Genomic DNA, 17,032 nt, shown 5'->3' with positions numbered 1-17,032 from the left:
TTTCAGCTCCCCTTCACCGTCACGCCGGCCAGCGTCTCGAAGACCTTCACGATCGCCGAGCCGTCCTGCTTGTTGAGCCCCTGCACGCGGGCCATCTGGTAGACCTGCTGCGTCACATTCGCGAGCAGCAGCGGCACGCCGAGGCGCTTGGCGAAGGCCGTCTCCAGCTCCTGGTCCTTGTAGGAGATATCGACCGTGCCGCCCGGCACGTAGTCGCCGGCGAGGATGCGCGGTACCCGGAGCTCCCACGCGGCACTGGCGCCGGTCGAGACCTTGACCACGTCGTAGATCGTCTTGGGATCGAGGCCCGCCTTGACGCCCAGCACCAGCGCCTCGGCCACCGCGACGGTGTTGACCTGCACCAGCATGTTGTTGACCAGCTTCATGGCGAGCCCGCTGCCGAGCGGCCCGACATGGAAGGTCTGGCTGCCCATGACGTCGAACAGGTCCTTGCACCGGGCGACGATCGCGGCATCGCCGCCGACGATCACCGACAGCTCGCCCGACTGGGCGCGGCCGGTGCCGCCGCTCACCGGCGCGTCGATCATGGCGATGTCCTTGGCCGCCAGCTCCTCGGCCAGCGCGCGCGCCGCGAACGGATCGATGGTCGACATGCAGACCACGATGTGGCCGGCCTTCGCACCCTCGGCGATACCGCGGATCACCGACTGCGCCTGCTCGGTCGTCTCGACGATCACGATGGTGCGCTCGACCTTGGACGCGACCTCCTTCGCCGAATGGGCCACCTCGGCGTTCAGCCCCGCCGTCTTCGCGGCGTCGATGTCATGCACGACCAGCGGCGTTCCCGCGCCGATGAGATTTCGCGCCATCGGGCCGCCCATGGCGCCCAAGCCGATGAAACCGACCTTGCCGGCCATTCTTTCCTCCCGTGGGTTATGGTGTGGACTGTAGCGGAGGAAGAACGATGGGCTTGCAGGGAAAAATCGCATTGGTGACCGGCGCCAGCCGCGGCCTCGGCGAGGGCATCGCGCGGGCGCTGGCCCGCGACGGCGCCAAGGTCATGCTGCTGGCCCGCGATGGCGACCTCGCCCAGGTGGTGGCGCGGGAGATCGCCGATGCGGGCGATACGGCCGAGGCGCTGGCCTGCGATGTCTCCGACTACCCCGCGATCGAACGCGCCGTGGCCGATACCCGCCAGCGGCTGGGCGGCCTCGACATCCTGGTCAACAATGCCGGCGTCATCGAGCCGATCGCCGAGCTGGCGGCGTCCGAGCCCGCGGTCTGGGCGCGCAACATCCAGATCAACCTGGTCGGCGCCTACAACGTCGTGCGTGCCGTGATCGGCGGGATGCTGACGGGCGGCGGCTCGATCATCAACGTCTCGTCGGGCGCCGCCTACCGGCCGCTCGAAGGCTGGAGCAGCTACTGCGCGGCCAAGGCCGGCCTCGCCATGATGACCCGCTCGGTCGCGCTCGAGGCTCCCGGCGTCCGCATCTTCGGCTTTTCGCCCGGCACCATCGACACCGACATGCAGGTCAAGATCCGCGCCTCGGGGCTCAACCAGGTCAGCCAGATCCCGCGCGCCAACCTGTCGCCGGTCGAGCACGCGGTGCGCGGTTTGCTCTATCTCTGCAACGACGCCAGCGACGACCTGATCGGCCAGGACGTATCGATGCGCGACGAGGCATTCCGCAAGCGCATCGGCCTGGGTTGAGCTACAATCGGCGTCTTCTACCGGAGACTCGTCATGGCCGCGCTGACCCTGCTCATCATCCGCCACGCCGAGAAGCCCGGCGAGAACTGGCCCGGTCCCGGGTCGCAGTTCGACGCCACGCCGGACAAGGAATCGCTCGTGATTCGCGGCTGGGAGCGTGCCGGTGCCTGGACGGCGCTGTTCGGCGCGGGCCTCGGCGGCACCGATTATCCGACGCCAGGGGCGGTCTACGCCGCGAACCCGCAAGGAACGGGCGACGATGTCAGCCAGCGGCCGGCGGAGACCGTCTCGGCGCTGTCGCCGCGGCTCGGCCTGCAGACCAACCTGACCTATGCCAAGGGTCAGGAGAAGGCGCTGGTCACCGAGCTGCTGGGCCTCTCCGGCGTGGTGCTGGTGGCGTGGGAGCACAAGGCGATCGTCGAGGACCTCGTGCCGCTGCTGCCGATCGCCAGCGGCACGCCGCCCACCCATTGGAACGGCTCGCGCTACGATGTCGTGCTGCGCTTCGACCGCGCCGACGGCGCGACCGGCTTCGCCTTCCGCGAGCTCTTCCCGATGCTCCTGTCAGGCGACTCCGACAAACCGCTGCACTGAACCGAGACTCGCGGGTGCCGTGTAGGACGAAAAGTCGAACAGCCCGACCGGCGCGACGGCCTCCAATTCGCCCGCCCGAAGATCGCGCGCGATGATCACCAGGAAGAGCGGCGGCGACGCGTGCGGCTCGCCGAACGGCCGCGGCGCGGAGAAGATCGTGCCGACGCTCTGCACCAGCACCGGCCGCTCGCTCTCCTTGACGCGCACCAGCCCCTTCAGGCGCAACAACCTGTCGCCCAGCGCGCCGGCAAGATTGTCGAGCCAGGCCGCAACGTCGTCGTAGGCCATGACATCGACCGGACGCGCGAGGCGCACGCCGATGTGGGGATGAGCCTGGGCTGCGACCGGAGGCGGCGCAGGCATGGGCACGCCTCCCGCGAGCGGCGCGAAGGCCGCCGTCACAGCACGATCACGATCGGCCGTCGCCACGATCTCGGCCAGCGGATTGATGGAGGCGATCTCTTCCCGGGCGCGCGCCACGGCCTCGGCGGAAACGACGTCGGTCTTGGTGACGACGATGCGATGCGCGGCGGCCCATTGCGCCGACGCCTCCTCGAACTCGGCCAGCGCGGTGCCGCGCGTGGCATCGAAGGTCACGAGCACCGAGACGCGCAGGCGATGGGCGGCGAGACTGCCAAGCTGGCGCAAGACCGGACCGGGCTTCGAGAGCCCGCTGGTCTCCAGCACGATGCGGCGTAGCGGACCCGTGGCGCCCGGCCGCTCCACGCTGAGCAGTCGGTCGATCGTGTAGGCGAGGTCGCTGCCGGCCGTACAGCAGATGCAGCCGTTCGACAGCATGGCGATCGGCGTGTCGCGATCCTCGCGCAGGATCACGCCGTCGAGGCCGATCTCGCCGGCCTCGTTGACGATCACCGCGGTGTCCGCCGCTTCGGGACCGGTCAGGAAATCGCGCAGCAGGGTCGTCTTGCCCGACCCCAGGAAGCCCGTGAGGACGACGAAGTCCGTCCCGGCAGGCCCAGTCACTCCGCTGCCTTCTGCTGCTGCGCCGCGTAGCGGGCCGGCACGTCCTCCTCGAAGCTCGCCTTCACCAGGTCGCGCACGTCGGCCAGCAGCTCGGCGGTGTCGTAGATCACGCCGTCCTTGATCGTGTACTTGAGCCCGCGATGCCACTCGACCGCGTTGGTCGCGTCGTTGAAGCGCATCGCGCCGGTGCCGTAGAGCAGCTTGAAGTCGGTCAGCGGATTGTGGTCGTGCACCAGCACGTCGGCGAGCTTGCCGACCTCGAGCGTGCCCAGCTCGTCCTCGACGCCGCACAGCGCGGCGCCCTGCGAGGTTGCCGAGCGGATGACCTCGAGCGGATGGAAGCCCGCCTCCTGCAAGAGCTCGAGCTCGCGGACATAGCCGAAGCCGAAGATAGAGTAGATGAAGCCGGAATCGCTGCCGGTGCAGACGCGGCCGCCGCGGTTCTTGTACTCGTTGATGAAGGCCATCCAGAGCCGGTAGTTCTCCTTCCACTCGACCTCGTTGGTGGTCGACCAGCGGTACCAGTAGGAACCGTGCCCGCCGCGCTGCGGCGTGAAGTAGTTCCACATCGACTTCCAGGTGTAGTCCTTGTGCCAGTCGGCCTGGCGCGCCCGCATCAGGTCGCGGTTGGCGTCGTAGATGGTGAAGGTCGGCACGAAGGTGAAGCCGATCTCGAGGAACCTCTCCAGCACCTCGTTCCACTTGGCCGAGCCGGGCTCCGCGCCCTGGCGGAACATCTGGCCGGAGACCGAGAAGCGGAAATATTCGTCGTTGTAGTCGTAGTCGAGCGGGAAGTGCTGGACGACGCGATCGCCGAACAGCGCCTCGGGCAGGCCGTAATAGTGCTCGGCGCTGGTGAGGCCCCAGCGCGCGGTGGTGAGCGCGTTCATGCGCGTCACCGCCATCTGGGCGTGATGGCAGCCCGAGCGCAAGCCGAGCCGGACGCACTCGTCGAGCGCCGCCTGCATGATGGCGGGCGGCGCGCCGAAGAACTTCACGCCGTCGGCACCGCGGTCCTTGAGCTTGCGCAGCCAGGCGCGGCCCTCGTCCGGCGTGTGGATCGTCTTCAGCATGTCGTTGACGGCCGGAAAGTAGGCGTAGGCCAGCAGGCGCGGCGCGGCGATGGTGTTCTCGGCCGAGCGCTTCTTCTGGTCGAGCATCCAGCCCAACCCGTTCATCGAGCCCATCTCGCGCACCGTGGTGACGCCGTGCGCCAGCCAGAGCTTGTAGACGTAGTCGACCGGCGGCACCCAGCCGTTGGCCGAATGATAGGCGACGCCGGCATGGGCGTGGCAGTCGATGAAGCCCGGCGTCACCCACTTGCCGCGGCAGTCGATCTCGTGATCGCCGGTCGGCACGCGATTGGCCGCGGTGGAGAGGTTGCCGGTCGCCTTCTTCATCAGGGTGATGCGGTTGTTCTCGATCACGATGTCGGTCGGCCCGATCGGCGGCGCGCCGGTGCCGTCGATCACCGTGGCGCCGCGCAGCACCAGCCGCTTGAACGGGCCGATGCCGCGGTCGCGCGTCGTCGCCGCCGTGACGACCGACTGGCCCGCCTTGGCGCGGTACCCCGCCAGCTCGTCGCCCGGCAGGATGGCATTGGCAGTAGGCGTGTCGGTCATGGCTTGGTTCCTCGCAGGATTTCGGTCGTATGCTCGCCCAGCAGCGGCTCGCGATAAAGGGGCTGCGACGGCTCGTCCCTGAAGCGCACAGCGGGCGCAAAATGCTTGCGGCCGTCCTCGGCGACGACGATGGCCTTACGCTTCAGCAGGTTCGGGTCCTCGATCGCCTCGGGCAGCGTGTTGACCGGGCCGTAGCAGATGTCGAGCGTCGCCAGCCAGTCCATCCAGTGGGCCAGCGGCCTGGCCTTGAAGGTCGCGGCGAGGAACGCGTGAACCGGCTTCTGGTGCGCGCCCGGCCATTCGCAGAGGTCGATGAGCTCGGGCTTGCCGAGCGCGCCGAGCAGGTTGCGGATGAACTTCATCTCCTGCCCGGCGAGCACGAGCTGGCGGCCATCCGACGTGTCGTAGGTGCGATAGAAGGCGGCGCCGCCGGTGGTGCGCTGGTTCTTGACGTCGGGCTGCTCGCCCACGGTGAAGGCCTCGCCGACCACATTGGCGCACGACGCCATCAGCGCCTCGTGCATCGAGACGTCGATATAGTCGCCCTTGCCGGTGGTCGTGCGGCGCAGCAGCGCCATCAGCACGCCCGACAGGCCGTGCAGGCCGCTCACCAGGTCGGCGATCGGGATGCCCGGCACCGCGGGCCGCTTGTCGTCGCCCAGGGTGAGGCTGAGCACGCCGGTCATCGCCTCCAGCGCGAGATCGTGCGCGGCGCGGCCGGGATAGGCGCCGTCCTGGCCGAAGGCCGAGATCGAGCAATAGACGACGCCGGGGTTCGCTTGCTTGACCGCCTCGTAGGAGATGCCGAAGCGCGACGCGACGCCCGGCCGGAAGGATTCGACAATCACGTCGGCCTCCGTGCACAGCCGGAGCAGATCGGCGCGGCCCTGCTCGCTCTTGAGGTCGAGCACGACGCTCTTCTTGCCGCGCGCCATGTTGCGGAAGAACACCGAGGTGCGCTCGTCGGGCGGCCGGATGTGACGGCCGGGATCGCCCTCGCCCGGCGGCTCGACCTTGATGACGGTGGCGCCGTGGTCGGCCAGCGCCAGGGTGAGATAGGGCCCCGGCAGGAACCAGGAGAGGTCGACGACCTTGATGCCTTCGAGCTTCATGCTTCGTCCACGAGAGAATTATCGGCACCGAGCGGCGCGCACGCAGATTGAGAAGGCCGCTCGCCATCGATGCGGATGGGGTTGGCGATCACACGCAGGCTGCCCTTCGCCGGATGCGGCACGGCGGCGACCATGCCGGTCGAGCGCGCGAAGTCGCTATCGAGCGCCTGGTCGAGGCGATAGACCGGCGCCGCCGGCAGCAGGCCGTTGAACTTCTCCAGCCACGCCGCCGTCGTGCGCGTGCGGAAGGTCGGGTCGAGCGCCTCGGTGAGTTGCGCACGGTTGGCAGCCCGCGTGTTGGGATCGCGGAAGCGCGGGTCGCTCAGCAGCTCGCTGCGATCCATCGCCTGAACCAGCGACAGCCAGAACTTCTGGGTCATGCACATGATGAAGATCCAGCCGTCGGCGGTCGGGAAGGTCTGGACCGGCGCCAGCGACAGGTGGGCGCTGCGCGGCACCCGCGGCGAGACATCGCCCTCGTTGAGGTACCACAGCCCCGGATAGGTGAGCTGGTGCATGGCGACGTCGTACAGGCAGGTGTCGACGTCGCAGCCCTGCCCCGTCGTCTTGGCGCGCAACAGGCAGGCCAGCAGGCCGACCGTGCCGGTGAGGCCGCTCATGCTGTCGATCAGCGACACGCCGACGCGCGTCGGTGGCCCCTCGGGATCGCCGGTCAGCTCCATCAGCCCGGCTTCGGACTGCATCAGGAAGTCGTAGCCCGGCCAGTCCGCCCGCTCGTTGGCGCGGCCATAGGCCGAGATGTGCAGGCAGACGATCGAGGGATTGAGATGCCTGAGGCTCGCATAGTCGATGGCGAGCTTGCCCGGCTGCGTGCCGCGCATGTTGTTGACCACGCAATCGGCGGTCTTCACCAGCGCCTCGAACCTGGCGCGGCCGTCCTTGGACTTGAGATCGAGCGTCACACTCTTCTTGCCGAGATTCCAGGCCTGGAAATATTCGCTGTCGTCCTTGCCCAGCCGATACGGCCCGACCTGGCGCGACGGATCGCCGTCGGGCGCCTCGACCTTGATCACCTCGGCGCCCAGCTCGGCCATGAACATGGTGCCGTAGGGTCCTGCCCCGAATTGCTCCAGGGTGAGGACGCGAATGCCGGCGAGCGGTTTTGTATTGCTCACGCCGCGCTCCGGCGCGCCCACTGGCGGGCGATGATCAGGCGCTGCATCTCGTTGGTGCCCTCGCCGATGCAGGTCAGCGGCGCGTCGCGATAGAGCCGCTCGATGTCGTATTCCTTGGAATAGCCGTAGGCGCCGTGGATGCGCATCGATTCGGTGCTGTTCTCCAGCGCCGCCTCCGAGGCGAAGTACTTGGCCATGCCGGCCTCCATGTCGCAGCGGTCGCCGCGGTCGAAGGCCTGCGCCGCGTCGAGCGTCAGCAAACGGGCGGCGCGCGCCCGCGTCGCCATCTCGCCGATCTTGAGCGCAATCGCCTGGTGCTCGATGATCGGCTTGCCGAAGGTCTGGCGCAGTTGCGCGTAGTCGGTTGCGAGCCTGAGCGCGCCCTCGGCGATGCCGACGCCGCGCGCCGCGACGTTGATGCGGCCGAGCTCCAGCCCGCCCGCCACCTGGGTGAAGCCGCGGCCCTCGACCTCGCCGATCAGGTGGTCGGCCGGGATGCGGTAATCCTGGAAGATGAGCTCGCCCGAATCGATCGACTTGTAACCGAGCTTCTCGAGCTTGCGGCCGACCGTGAAGCCCGGCCCCTTGGGCGCGATGAACAGGCTCATGCCGGAATAGCGCGGGCTCGCTTCGGGATTGGTCTTGACCAGCAGCGCGAAGCACGAGCCCTCGATGCCGTTGGAGATCCAGGTCTTGGTGCCGTTGATCACGTAGTCGCCCTTGTCGCGCCGGGCCGTCATGCGGATCGCCTGCAGGTCGGTGCCGGCGTTGGGCTCGGTCAGCGCCAGCCCGCCGCGGATCTCGCCCGACGCAAATTTCGGCAGCCAGTGGCGGCGCTGCGGCTCGGTGCCGAACTTCTCGACCGCCAGCGCCAGCATCAGGTGCGAGTTGAAGATGCCGGTGATCGCCATCCACACCGCGGAAATCTTCATCACGATCTGGGCGTAGGTCGTGGCCGGCAGGCCGAGCCCGCCATAGTCCGGGCTGACCGTGGCGCCGAACAGGCCGAGCTCCTTCATCTGCTCGACGATCTCGGCCGGCCATTTGTCGGCATGGTCGAATTCCTTCACACGCGGCCTCACCTCGCGCTCGACCCAGCGATCGATGGTCGCGAACAGCTGCGCTTCGTCCGCCGGATCGATCTTCGTCATGTCATCCTCCCACTCGTGCGCAGACAAGGTGAAAACCTGCCCGCTTTGAGTCAATGTGCGACCATGTTGCGTAGATCCCTCCTCACCGCCTCGCTTTCCCTCCCGTTCGCACAGCGCGTGCTCGCCCAATCCGACTGGCCGACGCGCAATGTGCGCATCGTCTGCCCGTTCACGCCGGGCGGCTCGCAGGACCTGATCGCGCGGCGGCTCGGCGCCAAGCTCACCGACCAGCTCGGCCAATCCTTCATCGTCGACAACCGCTCGGGCGCCGGCGGCTCGATCGCCGCCGACAACGTCGCCAAGTCCAACCCGGACGGCTATTCGGTGCTGCTGGGCAACATCGGCAGCCACGCCCTGGTGCCGCACATCTACGCCAAGCCGCCCTACAACGCCGTCACCGATCTCGAGACCGCCTGCTGGATCGGCACCCAGCCCAACCTGCTGGCCTGCCATCCCTCCTTCCCGCACGACACGCCGCAGAAGCTGATCGCCGCCGCCAAGGCCGAGCCCGGCAAATATTCCTACGGCTCGTCCGGCGTCGGCACCTCGCCGTCGCTGACCATGGAGCTGGTCAAGCAGAAGACCGGCGCCGACCTCACCTTCATCTCCTATCGCGGCGCCTCGGCCGCCGCCGCCGACGTGCTGAGCGGCCAGATCCCGATGGTGATCGCCAACATCGATTCGCTGATGGGCCAGGTGAATGCCGGCAAGCTGAAGCCGATCGCCAGCACCGGCGCCCAGCGCTCGGGCGCGGCACCCGACACGCCGACCTTCGCCGAATCGGGCTTCCCCGACCTGGTCGTCACCTCGTGGTCGCTGTGGGCGGTGCCCGCCAGGACTCCCGCCGCGATCAAGGAGAAGCTGCGGCTCGGCACCGAGAGGGCGCTGACGGAAGCCGACGTGATCGAGAGCATGAAGGTCGGCGGCTTCGAGCCCGGCACCCTGTCGGTCGCCGAGGCCGATGCCTTCATCAAGACCGAGTACCAGCGCTGGGGCGAGGTCATCCGTGCCGCGGGCATCAAGCCGCAATAGCAAGCACCTGGTGCCCGACCTGCTGGCGCCCGGTCTCGACCTGGTGTTCTGCGGGACGGCGCCGAGCCCCGCCTCCTTCAAGGCGCGCGCCTACTACGCCAATCCGGGCAACGCCTTCTGGGCGACCCTGCACGCGGTCGGCCTGACGCCCGAGCGCCTGGCGCCGCAGCGCTATCCCGAGTTGCTGGCCTGGCGCATCGGCCTCACCGACCTCAACAAGACCGAGTACGGCTCCGACCACGAGCTCAGCGCCCAGGCGATGGATGCCAGGTCGCTGCACGCCAAGCTGCGGAGGTTCCGGCCGGCCGCGATCGCCTTCACCAGCAAGAACGCCGCCTCGCTCTGCCTCGGCGTGAAGGCGCCGGCCTACGGCCGGCAGGCCGAGCCGCTCGAAGGCGCGACCGTGTTCGTGCTCGCCTCGCCGTCGGGCCGGGCGCGCTCGTTCTGGACGATCGAGCCGTGGCGCGCCGCGGCGGCGTTCGTGATGGAGCGACGCCTCGCCCGCGAGCGCGCGGCATGAGGGCGACGCGCCGCCTCGTGCTCGGCGCGGCGCTGGTTCCGATGGCCGGGCGGGCGCAGGAGAGGCAGACGATGCTCGAGGATGTGGCGCGCCACGCGGCGATCTATCTCTTCCCCATCCACGAGATGTACCGCACGCGCTGGAACGCGACGGTCAACGAGAAGAATCCGGTGCGCCAGAAGCTCAACCGCTTCCTGCACGTGCCGGCGCCGGCGGGCCCGCGCTCGCGCGCCGTCACCACGCCCGACGTCGACACGCTCTATTCCACCGCCTGGCTCGACCTGTCGCTCGAGCCGGTGTTCCTCACCGTGCCGGACATGGGCGGGCGCTACTACAGCTTTGCCCTCATGAGCCTGTTCACCGACAACTTCGCCTATGTCTGCCGCCGCCTCGACGGCAACCGGCCGAAGCCGCGCATGATCGTCGGGCCGGCCTGGAAGGGCGAGGCCGACAGCGATGTCGTGCTGGTGCGGGCGCCGACCAACGGCGTGTGGCTGCTCGGCCGCATCCTGGTCGACGGGCCGCCCGACCTGGAGACGGTGTGGACGCTGCAGTCGCGCACCCTGCTCGAGAGCCCCGACATGCGCAACGAGCGGCGCATCCTCGAGACCCAGGAGCTGATGCGCCAGCGCAGCACCGCGCCGCCCGAGCCGGTCGCCGACTGGGAGCCGATCAATCCCGCCGACCCGTTCGACCTGTTCGAGGTCGGCATGCGCGCGCTGGGCGAGAGCCCGTTGGCCGAGCGCGACAAGGCGGCGCTGGAGGAATTCGCACCCCTGCGCCTGCGGCCCGGCCGCAAGTTCGACGGGCGCGGCTTCGGCGAGGCCGAGCGCGCGGCCATCCAGCGCGGCATCGCCCGGGCGCGCGAGGAGATGCGCGCCGGCGGGAGGGGCAGGACGATCGACGGCTGGAGCTACCCCGAACGCCATCTCGGCAATTTCGGCGACGACTATCTCTACCGGGCGCAGATCGCACTCGGCGCCCTGGCGGCGCTCGAGCCGGCCGAGGCGACCTACCTAATGTGCAACAGCGATGCCGACGGCCGGCCGCTCGACGGCAACAGTCGCTACCGGCTGCGCTTCGAGCCGGGCCAAGCGCCGCCGGCCAAGGCCTTCTGGTCGCTGACGATGTACGAGGTGACGGCTGAGGGCCGCGCCTTCCTGGTAGACAACCCGCTCAGCCGCTACGCCATCGGCGACCGTACCCGCGGGCTGGTCTATGGCGCCGACGGCTCGCTGGAGATTGTCCTGCAACACGACCGGCCCGAGAGCGAGGCCAACTGGCTGCCGGCGCCGGCCGGCCCGATGCGGCTGGTGCTGCGCGCCTACGAGCCCAGCGAATCGCTGCTCGACGCGACGTGGCGGATGCCGGCGGTCCGGCGCGTGAGCTAGAGGAGCCGCAGCCCTCGCGGTCGGCATATGCCACACGCCATTGAGGTGCCGTCCGGGGGACCGAATCCCACCGGAGATACATTGCCCGCGGGAAGCGCGCGGCATCCGGGCTTGGCCGATGGAGGGCGCGATCATCGAATCAGAAGCAAGACGTAACTGCTCAGCGCCAAGGTGACGGTAATTCAAGAACTCCGCCACTGGCCAGAAGCGGGCCGCCACCGGCACAGTCGGGTTCAACGCGCCAAGAGTTTGACCGTGGGTTTGAACTTGGATACGACTCGTAACGATGGATGGGGATGGGGTTCCCCCGATAACCGCCGCAAGGCTGATGACTCCTACTGGGCGCGCGAGCGCCGGTAGCAATTCGCCTCCGGTCTCGCCCGCCTCCAACTGAGGGGTGGTGCCATGGCGAGACTTCCTCCATCTGTTTCGATCGCGCTCTGGTTTGTGGGTTCGTCGACGGTAGTCGCCGTACTCGCACTGTTCTTCGACATCTCTAGCGCAGTCGTGATGGCGGCGGTGGTGGTTGGCGCAGGGGCCGCCATTTTCGAGTGGAACGCCCGAAAACGAAGTTGAACCGTGAATTTTCGATTGGCGTGCGGTTGCCGCGCCAAGCGTTAGATACTACCTTGCCGAGACCAGATGGGGATGGGGTCCCCGACAACCGCCTTAGAGGCTGATGACTCCTACCGAACGCGATAGCGCGGTAGGAGGTTGTTGTGACTCAGGTATGGGCACAGACGGCGATGTGGCTGGGATTGGCGCTGATCGCCACCCTGCTATCGATTTGGTTCAAAGTCGCGACGGCTCTCTCTGAAATAGTCGTCGGCACCATTGCCCAGCTCATTATCGGAGCGGTCGCTGGCGCGTTCCTGCTTGCCGCAGACGATACGGCCATCAAGTTTCTCTCGGGCGCTGGGGCCATCGTGCTCACTTTCCTGGCCGGCGCCGAGCTCGACCCGCAGGTGTTCCGGCGCAAGCGGAAGGAAGCCAGCGCCGTGGGCCTCGCGGGCTTCCTGTTCCCATTCCTGGGCTGCGCGGCTGCCGCCCACTGGCTGCTCGGGTGGGACTCGCGACCGAGCTGGCTTGCGGGCGTGGCCATGTCGACCACATCGGTCGCCGTCGTCTACGCGGTCATGCTGGAATTCGGACTAAATCGCACGGACTACGGCAAGACACTTCTGGCCGCCTGCTTCATCAACGATCTTGTCACCGTATTGGCGTTGGGCTTCATCTTCGCGCCGTTCAGTGAGCGCACGGCGATATTTGCGGGCGGTGCGGTCGTGGTGTTTGCCATCCTGCCCTGGCTGACCCCGCGCTTCTTCCGCCTCTACGGCAATCGTCCCTCAGAGCTCGAGACCAAATTTCTGCTGCTCTGTCTCTTTGGGCTCGGCGCCTTGGCAAGCTGGGCAGATAGTGAGGCGGTATTACCGGCCTACATTGTCGGCATGGTGCTTGCCGGCACCGTCGGCAAAGACCACGTGCTCATCCGCCGGTTACGCACGCTGACGTTCGGGTTCCTCACGCCGTTCTACTTCATCCGCGCGGGCTCGTTCGTTTCCGTGCCGGCGCTTATCGCTGCGCCGGTCGCCTTCGTCGTGATGTTGGGCGCCAAGATGCTGACGAAATTCGTCGGCGTGTACCCGGTGACGCGCGCCCACCGCTCACCGCGTCGCGAGGCTCTGTACACCACGTTTCTCATGTCCACCGGACTCACGTTCGGCACGATCTCGGCGCTTTTCGGGCTATCGCACGGCCTCATCGATCAGAGTCAATATTCGATCCTGGTGGCGGCGGTGATCGCGAGTGCGGTCGTGCCGACGCTGATCGCCAACGCCTTCTATCTCCCGCACCATTTGCTGCCTGAGACGGCAGAGGGGGAAGCGGAGCCATTGCCGGTTGCCGCTCGCACACCACGGGACCGCCGTAGCTAGGGCCGGATTGCACTATTAGCGGAGGAGGCACCAGCAATGAACGCCGAGCCAGAGCACTTCCGATTCATCCGCCTACACAAGGCGTGGGCCGACCGTTTCGCCCTCCTGTGGATGTTCTCCATCGTCCTCCTGTTCGGCGGGGTGTATGCCTTTCTCGAAGAAGTTCATGCCGACGCCGCCGCCCGTTCGGAGTTGCTGGTCTTCCTCGCGGTCCTGGTACTGAGCGCGCTGACTTGGCAAGCGGTCGGCCTGGGCATCGCTCGGATTCACATGGTCATAGCGGGCATCGATCTCGAGAAGCTTGCCAAGGAAGCACGCCGGACCCGCAAGTGACATGCAGTACCTGACGGACCTGCTCTACGGCGCGGCATTGGTCGCGCTCGGCGCGACATTCGGAACACCCGCGCGCTTCTATATCTCGGGTGTGGTCGCGCGGCGCTTCGGCGAGACAATTCCCTGGGGGACCTTCGTCGTCAATGTCAGCGGGTGTTTCGTCATGGGCGTCGTGGCCGCGTTTGCGAGCAGTCACGGTCTCTCCGGCGGATCGGAATATTGGCTCCTCGCCGCGACCGGCTTTCTGGGCAGCTATACGACGGTCTCGTCGTTCGCGCTGCAGACGCGCGCGCTCGTGCGAGATGGCGAGCTAAAGTATGCCGCGGGATACGTGGTGCTCTCCCTTGCCATCTGTCTGGTGGCCGTCGGCGCGGGATTCGCAGCAGGGTGGACGGCGTTTGCCGGAGAGGCGCGATGAGTGCGGAGGGGGAACCCACCACGGAGAGCGCGGGGCACCCGCGGCGCTGGCGGGCTCTGTGGGGCACCGCCAGCCTGTACGCCGCCGTCGTCGCCGGGGGTATCGTTGGCAGCCTGGCTCGCTGGGTCGTCGCGCTGGTGATCCCTGCCCACGCTGGCGGACTGCCGTGGCCGACCTTCTTTGCGAATGTAACGGGATGCTTTGTGATTGGCTTCTATGCGGCACTCACCGGACCTGATGGGCGGCTTTTCGCCGGTGCGCGGACCCGCCAATTCGTCATGACGGGAATTTGTGGCGGCTACACGACATTCTCGGGGTTTGCGCTTGAGACCGTGCGATTCATTTTGAGCAACGACGTGCGCTCCGCGCTCTATCTCGTACTATCGCTCGCCAGCTGGCTCTCCGCGGTGTGGCTTGGAGATGCCTTGGCGGAGTGGATCAACAACTGAGGGGAGGACAGGTATGCAAATCCCGAAGCAAGCGCAGTTGTTGCGCATCTTCCTTGGCGAAGCAGACAGGCATGACGGCAAGCCACTCTACGAGGCGATCGTTCTGAAAGCGCGTGAGATGCACGTTGCCGGTGCCACCGTGTTGCGCGGCGGGTTGGGCTACGGCCATTCGAGCCGCATCCACACCGCGAAGATCCTTCGCCTCTCCGACGACCTGCCGCTCGTGATCGAGATCGTCGACAGTCCAGACAGGATCGAGGCGTTCCTGCCGGTCCTCGACGGCATGATGGATGCCGGCGGCGGCAGCGGTCTCGTGACCCTCGAAAACGTCCAGGTGCTTCAGTACGGCCGTCAGCCGGCGGCATGAGAACCTTCACCGACGCAGCCTTCGCCAACGTGTTTGCCTTGGCGCTGGACGCGACCAATGCGGGGCGGCGGCTCAATCGGTGGCAGGTAGGCGGTGTCGAGTGGTGTCGCGAGCGCCTCAGCCACGGCGGGCCGATCTACACATTCCACTGCGAGGTTCATATGGTGACGCGGGCTGCCGTACCGGCGTGGCGGCTCTTGTATGTGACGGAAACCTGGTGGGACGAGGCCGGGGAGACGGCCATTCGCGATGCTCGCTGGGGGCGGCTCTTGCAGGGTCAGCGGTCCGACGTCTTCGCCTGGTTCCGGGCGCGCGCCGACAGAAGGTGATTGCTACCGACGGCGCTTTGGCCGGCGTGTCGTGTTTCTTCCCTCCTGAGAGATCGGCAAGGTCATATCCTGTCCGGCGATCTTGCTCCGGAGCGTGTTCAGCAACTCGAGGCTCGACACCGTCTCGGCGGGGCGCCGGGCGGCAAGCCCCACCAGCAAGGACTCAATGAGCGCCATCGTCGCAGTGTGCAGGCTGAGGCTATCGGCGCGGCCGCGGGCGACGGGGAGGATGAGGTCCACCCTGCCCCGAAGGGCTGCGCCGAGCGTGTCGGTGACGAGGATCTTCGAGATGCCGAGCCGGTCCGCGCGCTCAAGGACGGCATCGAGCTCGGCGTACACCCGACTGTAGGCAAGCAACACGACTGCGTCGCCCCTGGCCACCTGCTGGAGATCGTCCGCGAGGAGCAACCCCGTGTGATGGAGCGTGCCGCTCGCGAGGCCAAATCGCTTTAGTTGGATGGCAAAATAGTCCGCGAGCGCACTGGACGGCCCGATGCCGAAGATGAAGACGCGGCGCGCTGCGAGAAGGCAATCGATGGCAGCCTTGAATAGTGCGGGGCCGATGTCGCGCCGGAGACTGGCGATCGAGTGGGTATGCGTGTCGAGCGTTCTCTCGAACGCCGATTGAGGATCGCCACCGACTTCCGCCAGGGTGCGCACCAACCGCGACGCCGGGGAGAGACTCTGGCGCAACTCGGCCGCCAGGCGGCGGCGCAGTTCGTCGAGGCCAGCGTAGCCTATCGCCTTCGTCGTCCGCACGATGGTCGCGTCGCTCGTCCCTGCAGAAGCCGCCAACTCGGCGGCCGACGCGACGAGGACCTGCTCGCGGTTCTCCTGAAAGAAGCGCGCCACGCGCTGTTCGGCCGGACTCAAGGCCGCCAGGCTCGCGGTGACCCGCTCATCGAATGTCGGCACTGCCATCCGAGAAACCTCTCTTGATTCAATTCGTCGTATATACTACCAACATGGTCAATTCAGTAGCAAGCACGACATATCGAAGGATATCACTATGGATATGGCGCCATTGAGTACCGCCGCGCCGGCAATTGCCGCGGCCTTCTTTGCATCGTTGGTCGAGGTCGTCGAGGCGTTCACCATCGTGCTCGCCGTCGCCGCCGTCCGGGGTGCGCGCCCCGCCATTTTGGGCACGGGAGCGGGACTGTTGCTTCTCGCGGTGCTCGTCGCTGCATTGGGGCCGCTGCTCGATCAGGTACCGCTGCATGTGCTGCAGCTCGTCGTCGGGGTACTGCTCTTGCTGTTTGGCATGCGATGGTTGCGGAAGGCGATCCTGCGCGCTGCGGGACTGATCGCGCTGCATGACGAAGAGAAGATATTCTCGGCAGAAACGGCCGTCCTGGAAGACGAAGCGCGTCGCCGCCGGGCGAGTGCGGATTGGGTGGCGGGTCTCGCCGCGTTCAAGGCGGTCGTCTTGGAAGGCGTCGAGGTCGTCTTCATCGTTATCGCGGTCGGCGCGGGACGTGGCCTGCTCGTCCCGGCAAGCGTCGGCGCGCTCCTGGCGTGCCTGCTGGTCCTCGTCGTCGGCGTCGTGGTCCATCGCCCGCTTTCGCGCGTGCCGGAAAACACGCTCAAGTTCGGCGTCGGCGTGATGCTGTCCGCCTTCGGGGTCTTTTGGGTGGGTGAGGGCCTTGGAGTTGCGTGGCCCGGAAGCGATGCGGCGATACTGGTCTTCGCCGGCGCCTTCCTGATCATTGCCGTGCTCCTGGTCGTGCGTCAACGAAAAGCAGTGGAGCGAAGCGCATGAATCTCTTTCGGGACATAGTACACGAACTCTTTGGGCTCTTCGTCGACGACGGCAACCTGGCCCTCGCGATCGTCGCCATTGTTGTCTTGGCCGGCATGTTCGCCGGTGTCGATGCACCGACGCCAGTAACCGGCGGCATTCTCTTCTTCGGCTGTCTGCTCGTGCTTGCCTGGAGCGTGCTCGGCGTCAAAAAAAACTAGGGATTCTCCGAACAAGTCGTCGT

General features: G+C 67.2%; 20 protein-coding genes and 2 riboswitches. Of the genes, 13 read left to right on the top strand and 7 right to left on the bottom strand.

Translation table 11 applies throughout. The features are described 5' to 3' along the window. Positions 1-2 precede the first annotated feature (2 nt). Positions 3-878 (bottom strand): NAD(P)-dependent oxidoreductase, encoded by an 876-nt coding sequence (locus J0J01_RS03655; RefSeq protein ID WP_296378830.1) that lies wholly within the window; start codon positions 876-878, stop codon positions 3-5. A 74-nt stretch (positions 879-952) separates the two neighbouring features. Here J0J01_RS03655 and J0J01_RS03650 point away from each other — a divergent pair, with 74 nt between their 5' ends. Both J0J01_RS03650 and J0J01_RS03645 read left to right on the top strand, forming a co-directional pair. Then, the gene (locus J0J01_RS03650; protein WP_296378829.1) at positions 953-1,675 is read left to right on the top strand and encodes an SDR family oxidoreductase; all 723 of its coding nucleotides are present in this window, start codon (positions 953-955) and stop codon (positions 1,673-1,675) included. A 33-nt stretch (positions 1,676-1,708) separates the two neighbouring features. Continuing rightward, entirely contained in the window at positions 1,709-2,269 is a 561-nt protein-coding gene (locus tag J0J01_RS03645) for a histidine phosphatase family protein (protein WP_296378828.1), read from the top strand. Here the strand turns inward: J0J01_RS03645 and J0J01_RS03640 are convergent. The 5 genes from J0J01_RS03640 to J0J01_RS03620 are packed head-to-tail and all read right to left on the bottom strand — an operon-like array spanning position 2,240 to position 8,274. Beyond that, the gene (locus J0J01_RS03640; protein WP_296378827.1) at positions 2,240-3,253 is read right to left on the bottom strand and encodes a GTP-binding protein; all 1,014 of its coding nucleotides are present in this window, start codon (positions 3,251-3,253) and stop codon (positions 2,240-2,242) included. The genes J0J01_RS03645 and J0J01_RS03640 overlap by 30 nt on opposite strands. Beyond that, on the bottom strand, positions 3,250-4,875 hold the full coding sequence (locus tag J0J01_RS03635) for an amidohydrolase family protein (RefSeq protein WP_296378826.1): 1,626 nt from the start codon (positions 4,873-4,875) through the stop codon (positions 3,250-3,252). The genes J0J01_RS03640 and J0J01_RS03635 overlap by 4 nt, the downstream gene beginning before the upstream one ends. Further along, positions 4,872-5,987 carry a CaiB/BaiF CoA-transferase family protein gene (locus tag J0J01_RS03630; RefSeq protein ID WP_296378825.1) on the bottom strand — a complete coding sequence of 372 codons (1,116 nt, stop codon included), beginning with the start codon at positions 5,985-5,987 and terminating at the stop codon, positions 4,872-4,874. The genes J0J01_RS03635 and J0J01_RS03630 overlap by 4 nt, the downstream gene beginning before the upstream one ends. After that, entirely contained in the window at positions 5,984-7,123 is a 1,140-nt protein-coding gene (locus J0J01_RS03625; RefSeq protein ID WP_296378824.1) for a CoA transferase, read from the bottom strand. The genes J0J01_RS03630 and J0J01_RS03625 overlap by 4 nt, the downstream gene beginning before the upstream one ends. Next, on the bottom strand, positions 7,120-8,274 hold the full coding sequence (locus tag J0J01_RS03620; RefSeq protein ID WP_296378823.1) for an acyl-CoA dehydrogenase family protein: 1,155 nt from the start codon (positions 8,272-8,274) through the stop codon (positions 7,120-7,122). Before J0J01_RS03620 ends, J0J01_RS03625 begins: the two co-directional genes overlap by 4 nt. Positions 8,275-8,337: 63 nt before the next feature. Between J0J01_RS03620 and J0J01_RS03615 the strand changes: the two genes are divergently transcribed. The 9 genes from J0J01_RS03615 (at position 8,338) to J0J01_RS03575 (ending at position 15,047) form a co-directional block, all read left to right on the top strand. After that, positions 8,338-9,306, top strand: coding sequence for a tripartite tricarboxylate transporter substrate binding protein (locus J0J01_RS03615; RefSeq protein WP_296378822.1), 969 nt, complete (start codon positions 8,338-8,340; stop codon positions 9,304-9,306). A gap of 10 nt (positions 9,307-9,316) precedes the next feature. Then, on the top strand, positions 9,317-9,826 hold the full coding sequence (locus tag J0J01_RS03610; RefSeq protein WP_296378821.1) for a mismatch-specific DNA-glycosylase: 510 nt from the start codon (positions 9,317-9,319) through the stop codon (positions 9,824-9,826). Continuing rightward, positions 9,823-11,217 carry a DUF1254 domain-containing protein gene (locus J0J01_RS03605; protein ID WP_296378820.1) on the top strand — a complete coding sequence of 465 codons (1,395 nt, stop codon included), beginning with the start codon at positions 9,823-9,825 and terminating at the stop codon, positions 11,215-11,217. The genes J0J01_RS03610 and J0J01_RS03605 overlap by 4 nt, the downstream gene beginning before the upstream one ends. Positions 11,218-11,500: 283 nt before the next feature. Beyond that, positions 11,501-11,562: riboswitch (Fluoride riboswitch) on the top strand. Positions 11,563-11,852: 290 nt separating this feature from the next. Next, positions 11,853-11,913, top strand: a riboswitch (Fluoride riboswitch). 23 nt (positions 11,914-11,936) lie between these two features. Beyond that, positions 11,937-13,151 carry a cation:proton antiporter gene (locus tag J0J01_RS03600; protein ID WP_296378819.1) on the top strand — a complete coding sequence of 405 codons (1,215 nt, stop codon included), beginning with the start codon at positions 11,937-11,939 and terminating at the stop codon, positions 13,149-13,151. Between the two features lie 36 nt (positions 13,152-13,187). Then, positions 13,188-13,484, top strand: coding sequence for a hypothetical protein (locus J0J01_RS03595; RefSeq protein WP_296378818.1), 297 nt, complete (start codon positions 13,188-13,190; stop codon positions 13,482-13,484). A gap of 1 nt (position 13,485) precedes the next feature. Further along, the gene (gene crcB, locus J0J01_RS03590; RefSeq protein ID WP_296378817.1) at positions 13,486-13,902 is read left to right on the top strand and encodes a fluoride efflux transporter CrcB; all 417 of its coding nucleotides are present in this window, start codon (positions 13,486-13,488) and stop codon (positions 13,900-13,902) included. Next, complete coding sequence (locus J0J01_RS03585; protein WP_296378816.1) at positions 13,899-14,351, top strand: CrcB family protein; 453 nt, start codon at positions 13,899-13,901, stop codon at positions 14,349-14,351. The genes crcB and J0J01_RS03585 overlap by 4 nt, the downstream gene beginning before the upstream one ends. A 13-nt stretch (positions 14,352-14,364) precedes the next feature. Then, complete coding sequence (locus J0J01_RS03580) at positions 14,365-14,718, top strand: DUF190 domain-containing protein (protein WP_296378815.1); 354 nt, start codon at positions 14,365-14,367, stop codon at positions 14,716-14,718. After that, the gene (locus tag J0J01_RS03575) at positions 14,715-15,047 is read left to right on the top strand and encodes a hypothetical protein (RefSeq protein WP_296378814.1); all 333 of its coding nucleotides are present in this window, start codon (positions 14,715-14,717) and stop codon (positions 15,045-15,047) included. Before J0J01_RS03580 ends, J0J01_RS03575 begins: the two co-directional genes overlap by 4 nt. Before the next feature lie 3 nt (positions 15,048-15,050). On the opposite strand, the gene J0J01_RS03570 is transcribed toward J0J01_RS03575, so the two are convergent. Beyond that, positions 15,051-15,968 (bottom strand): MurR/RpiR family transcriptional regulator, encoded by a 918-nt coding sequence (locus J0J01_RS03570; RefSeq protein ID WP_296378812.1) that lies wholly within the window; start codon positions 15,966-15,968, stop codon positions 15,051-15,053. 94 nt (positions 15,969-16,062) lie between these two features. On the opposite strand from J0J01_RS03570, the gene J0J01_RS03565 reads away from it, so the two are divergent. After that, positions 16,063-16,809 (top strand): TMEM165/GDT1 family protein, encoded by a 747-nt coding sequence (locus J0J01_RS03565; protein WP_296379099.1) that lies wholly within the window; start codon positions 16,063-16,065, stop codon positions 16,807-16,809. Beyond that, complete coding sequence (locus J0J01_RS03560; protein ID WP_296378811.1) at positions 16,806-17,009, top strand: hypothetical protein; 204 nt, start codon at positions 16,806-16,808, stop codon at positions 17,007-17,009. Before J0J01_RS03565 ends, J0J01_RS03560 begins: the two co-directional genes overlap by 4 nt. The last annotated feature ends 23 nt before the right edge of the window (positions 17,010-17,032 follow it).

The sequence above is a fragment of the Reyranella sp. genome (assembly GCF_017305915.1).
Classification (GTDB): Bacteria; Pseudomonadota; Alphaproteobacteria; order Reyranellales; family Reyranellaceae; genus Reyranella.
The sequence above is the reverse complement of the archived record's forward strand: the minus strand, read 5'-3'. Positions and strand labels throughout refer to the sequence as shown.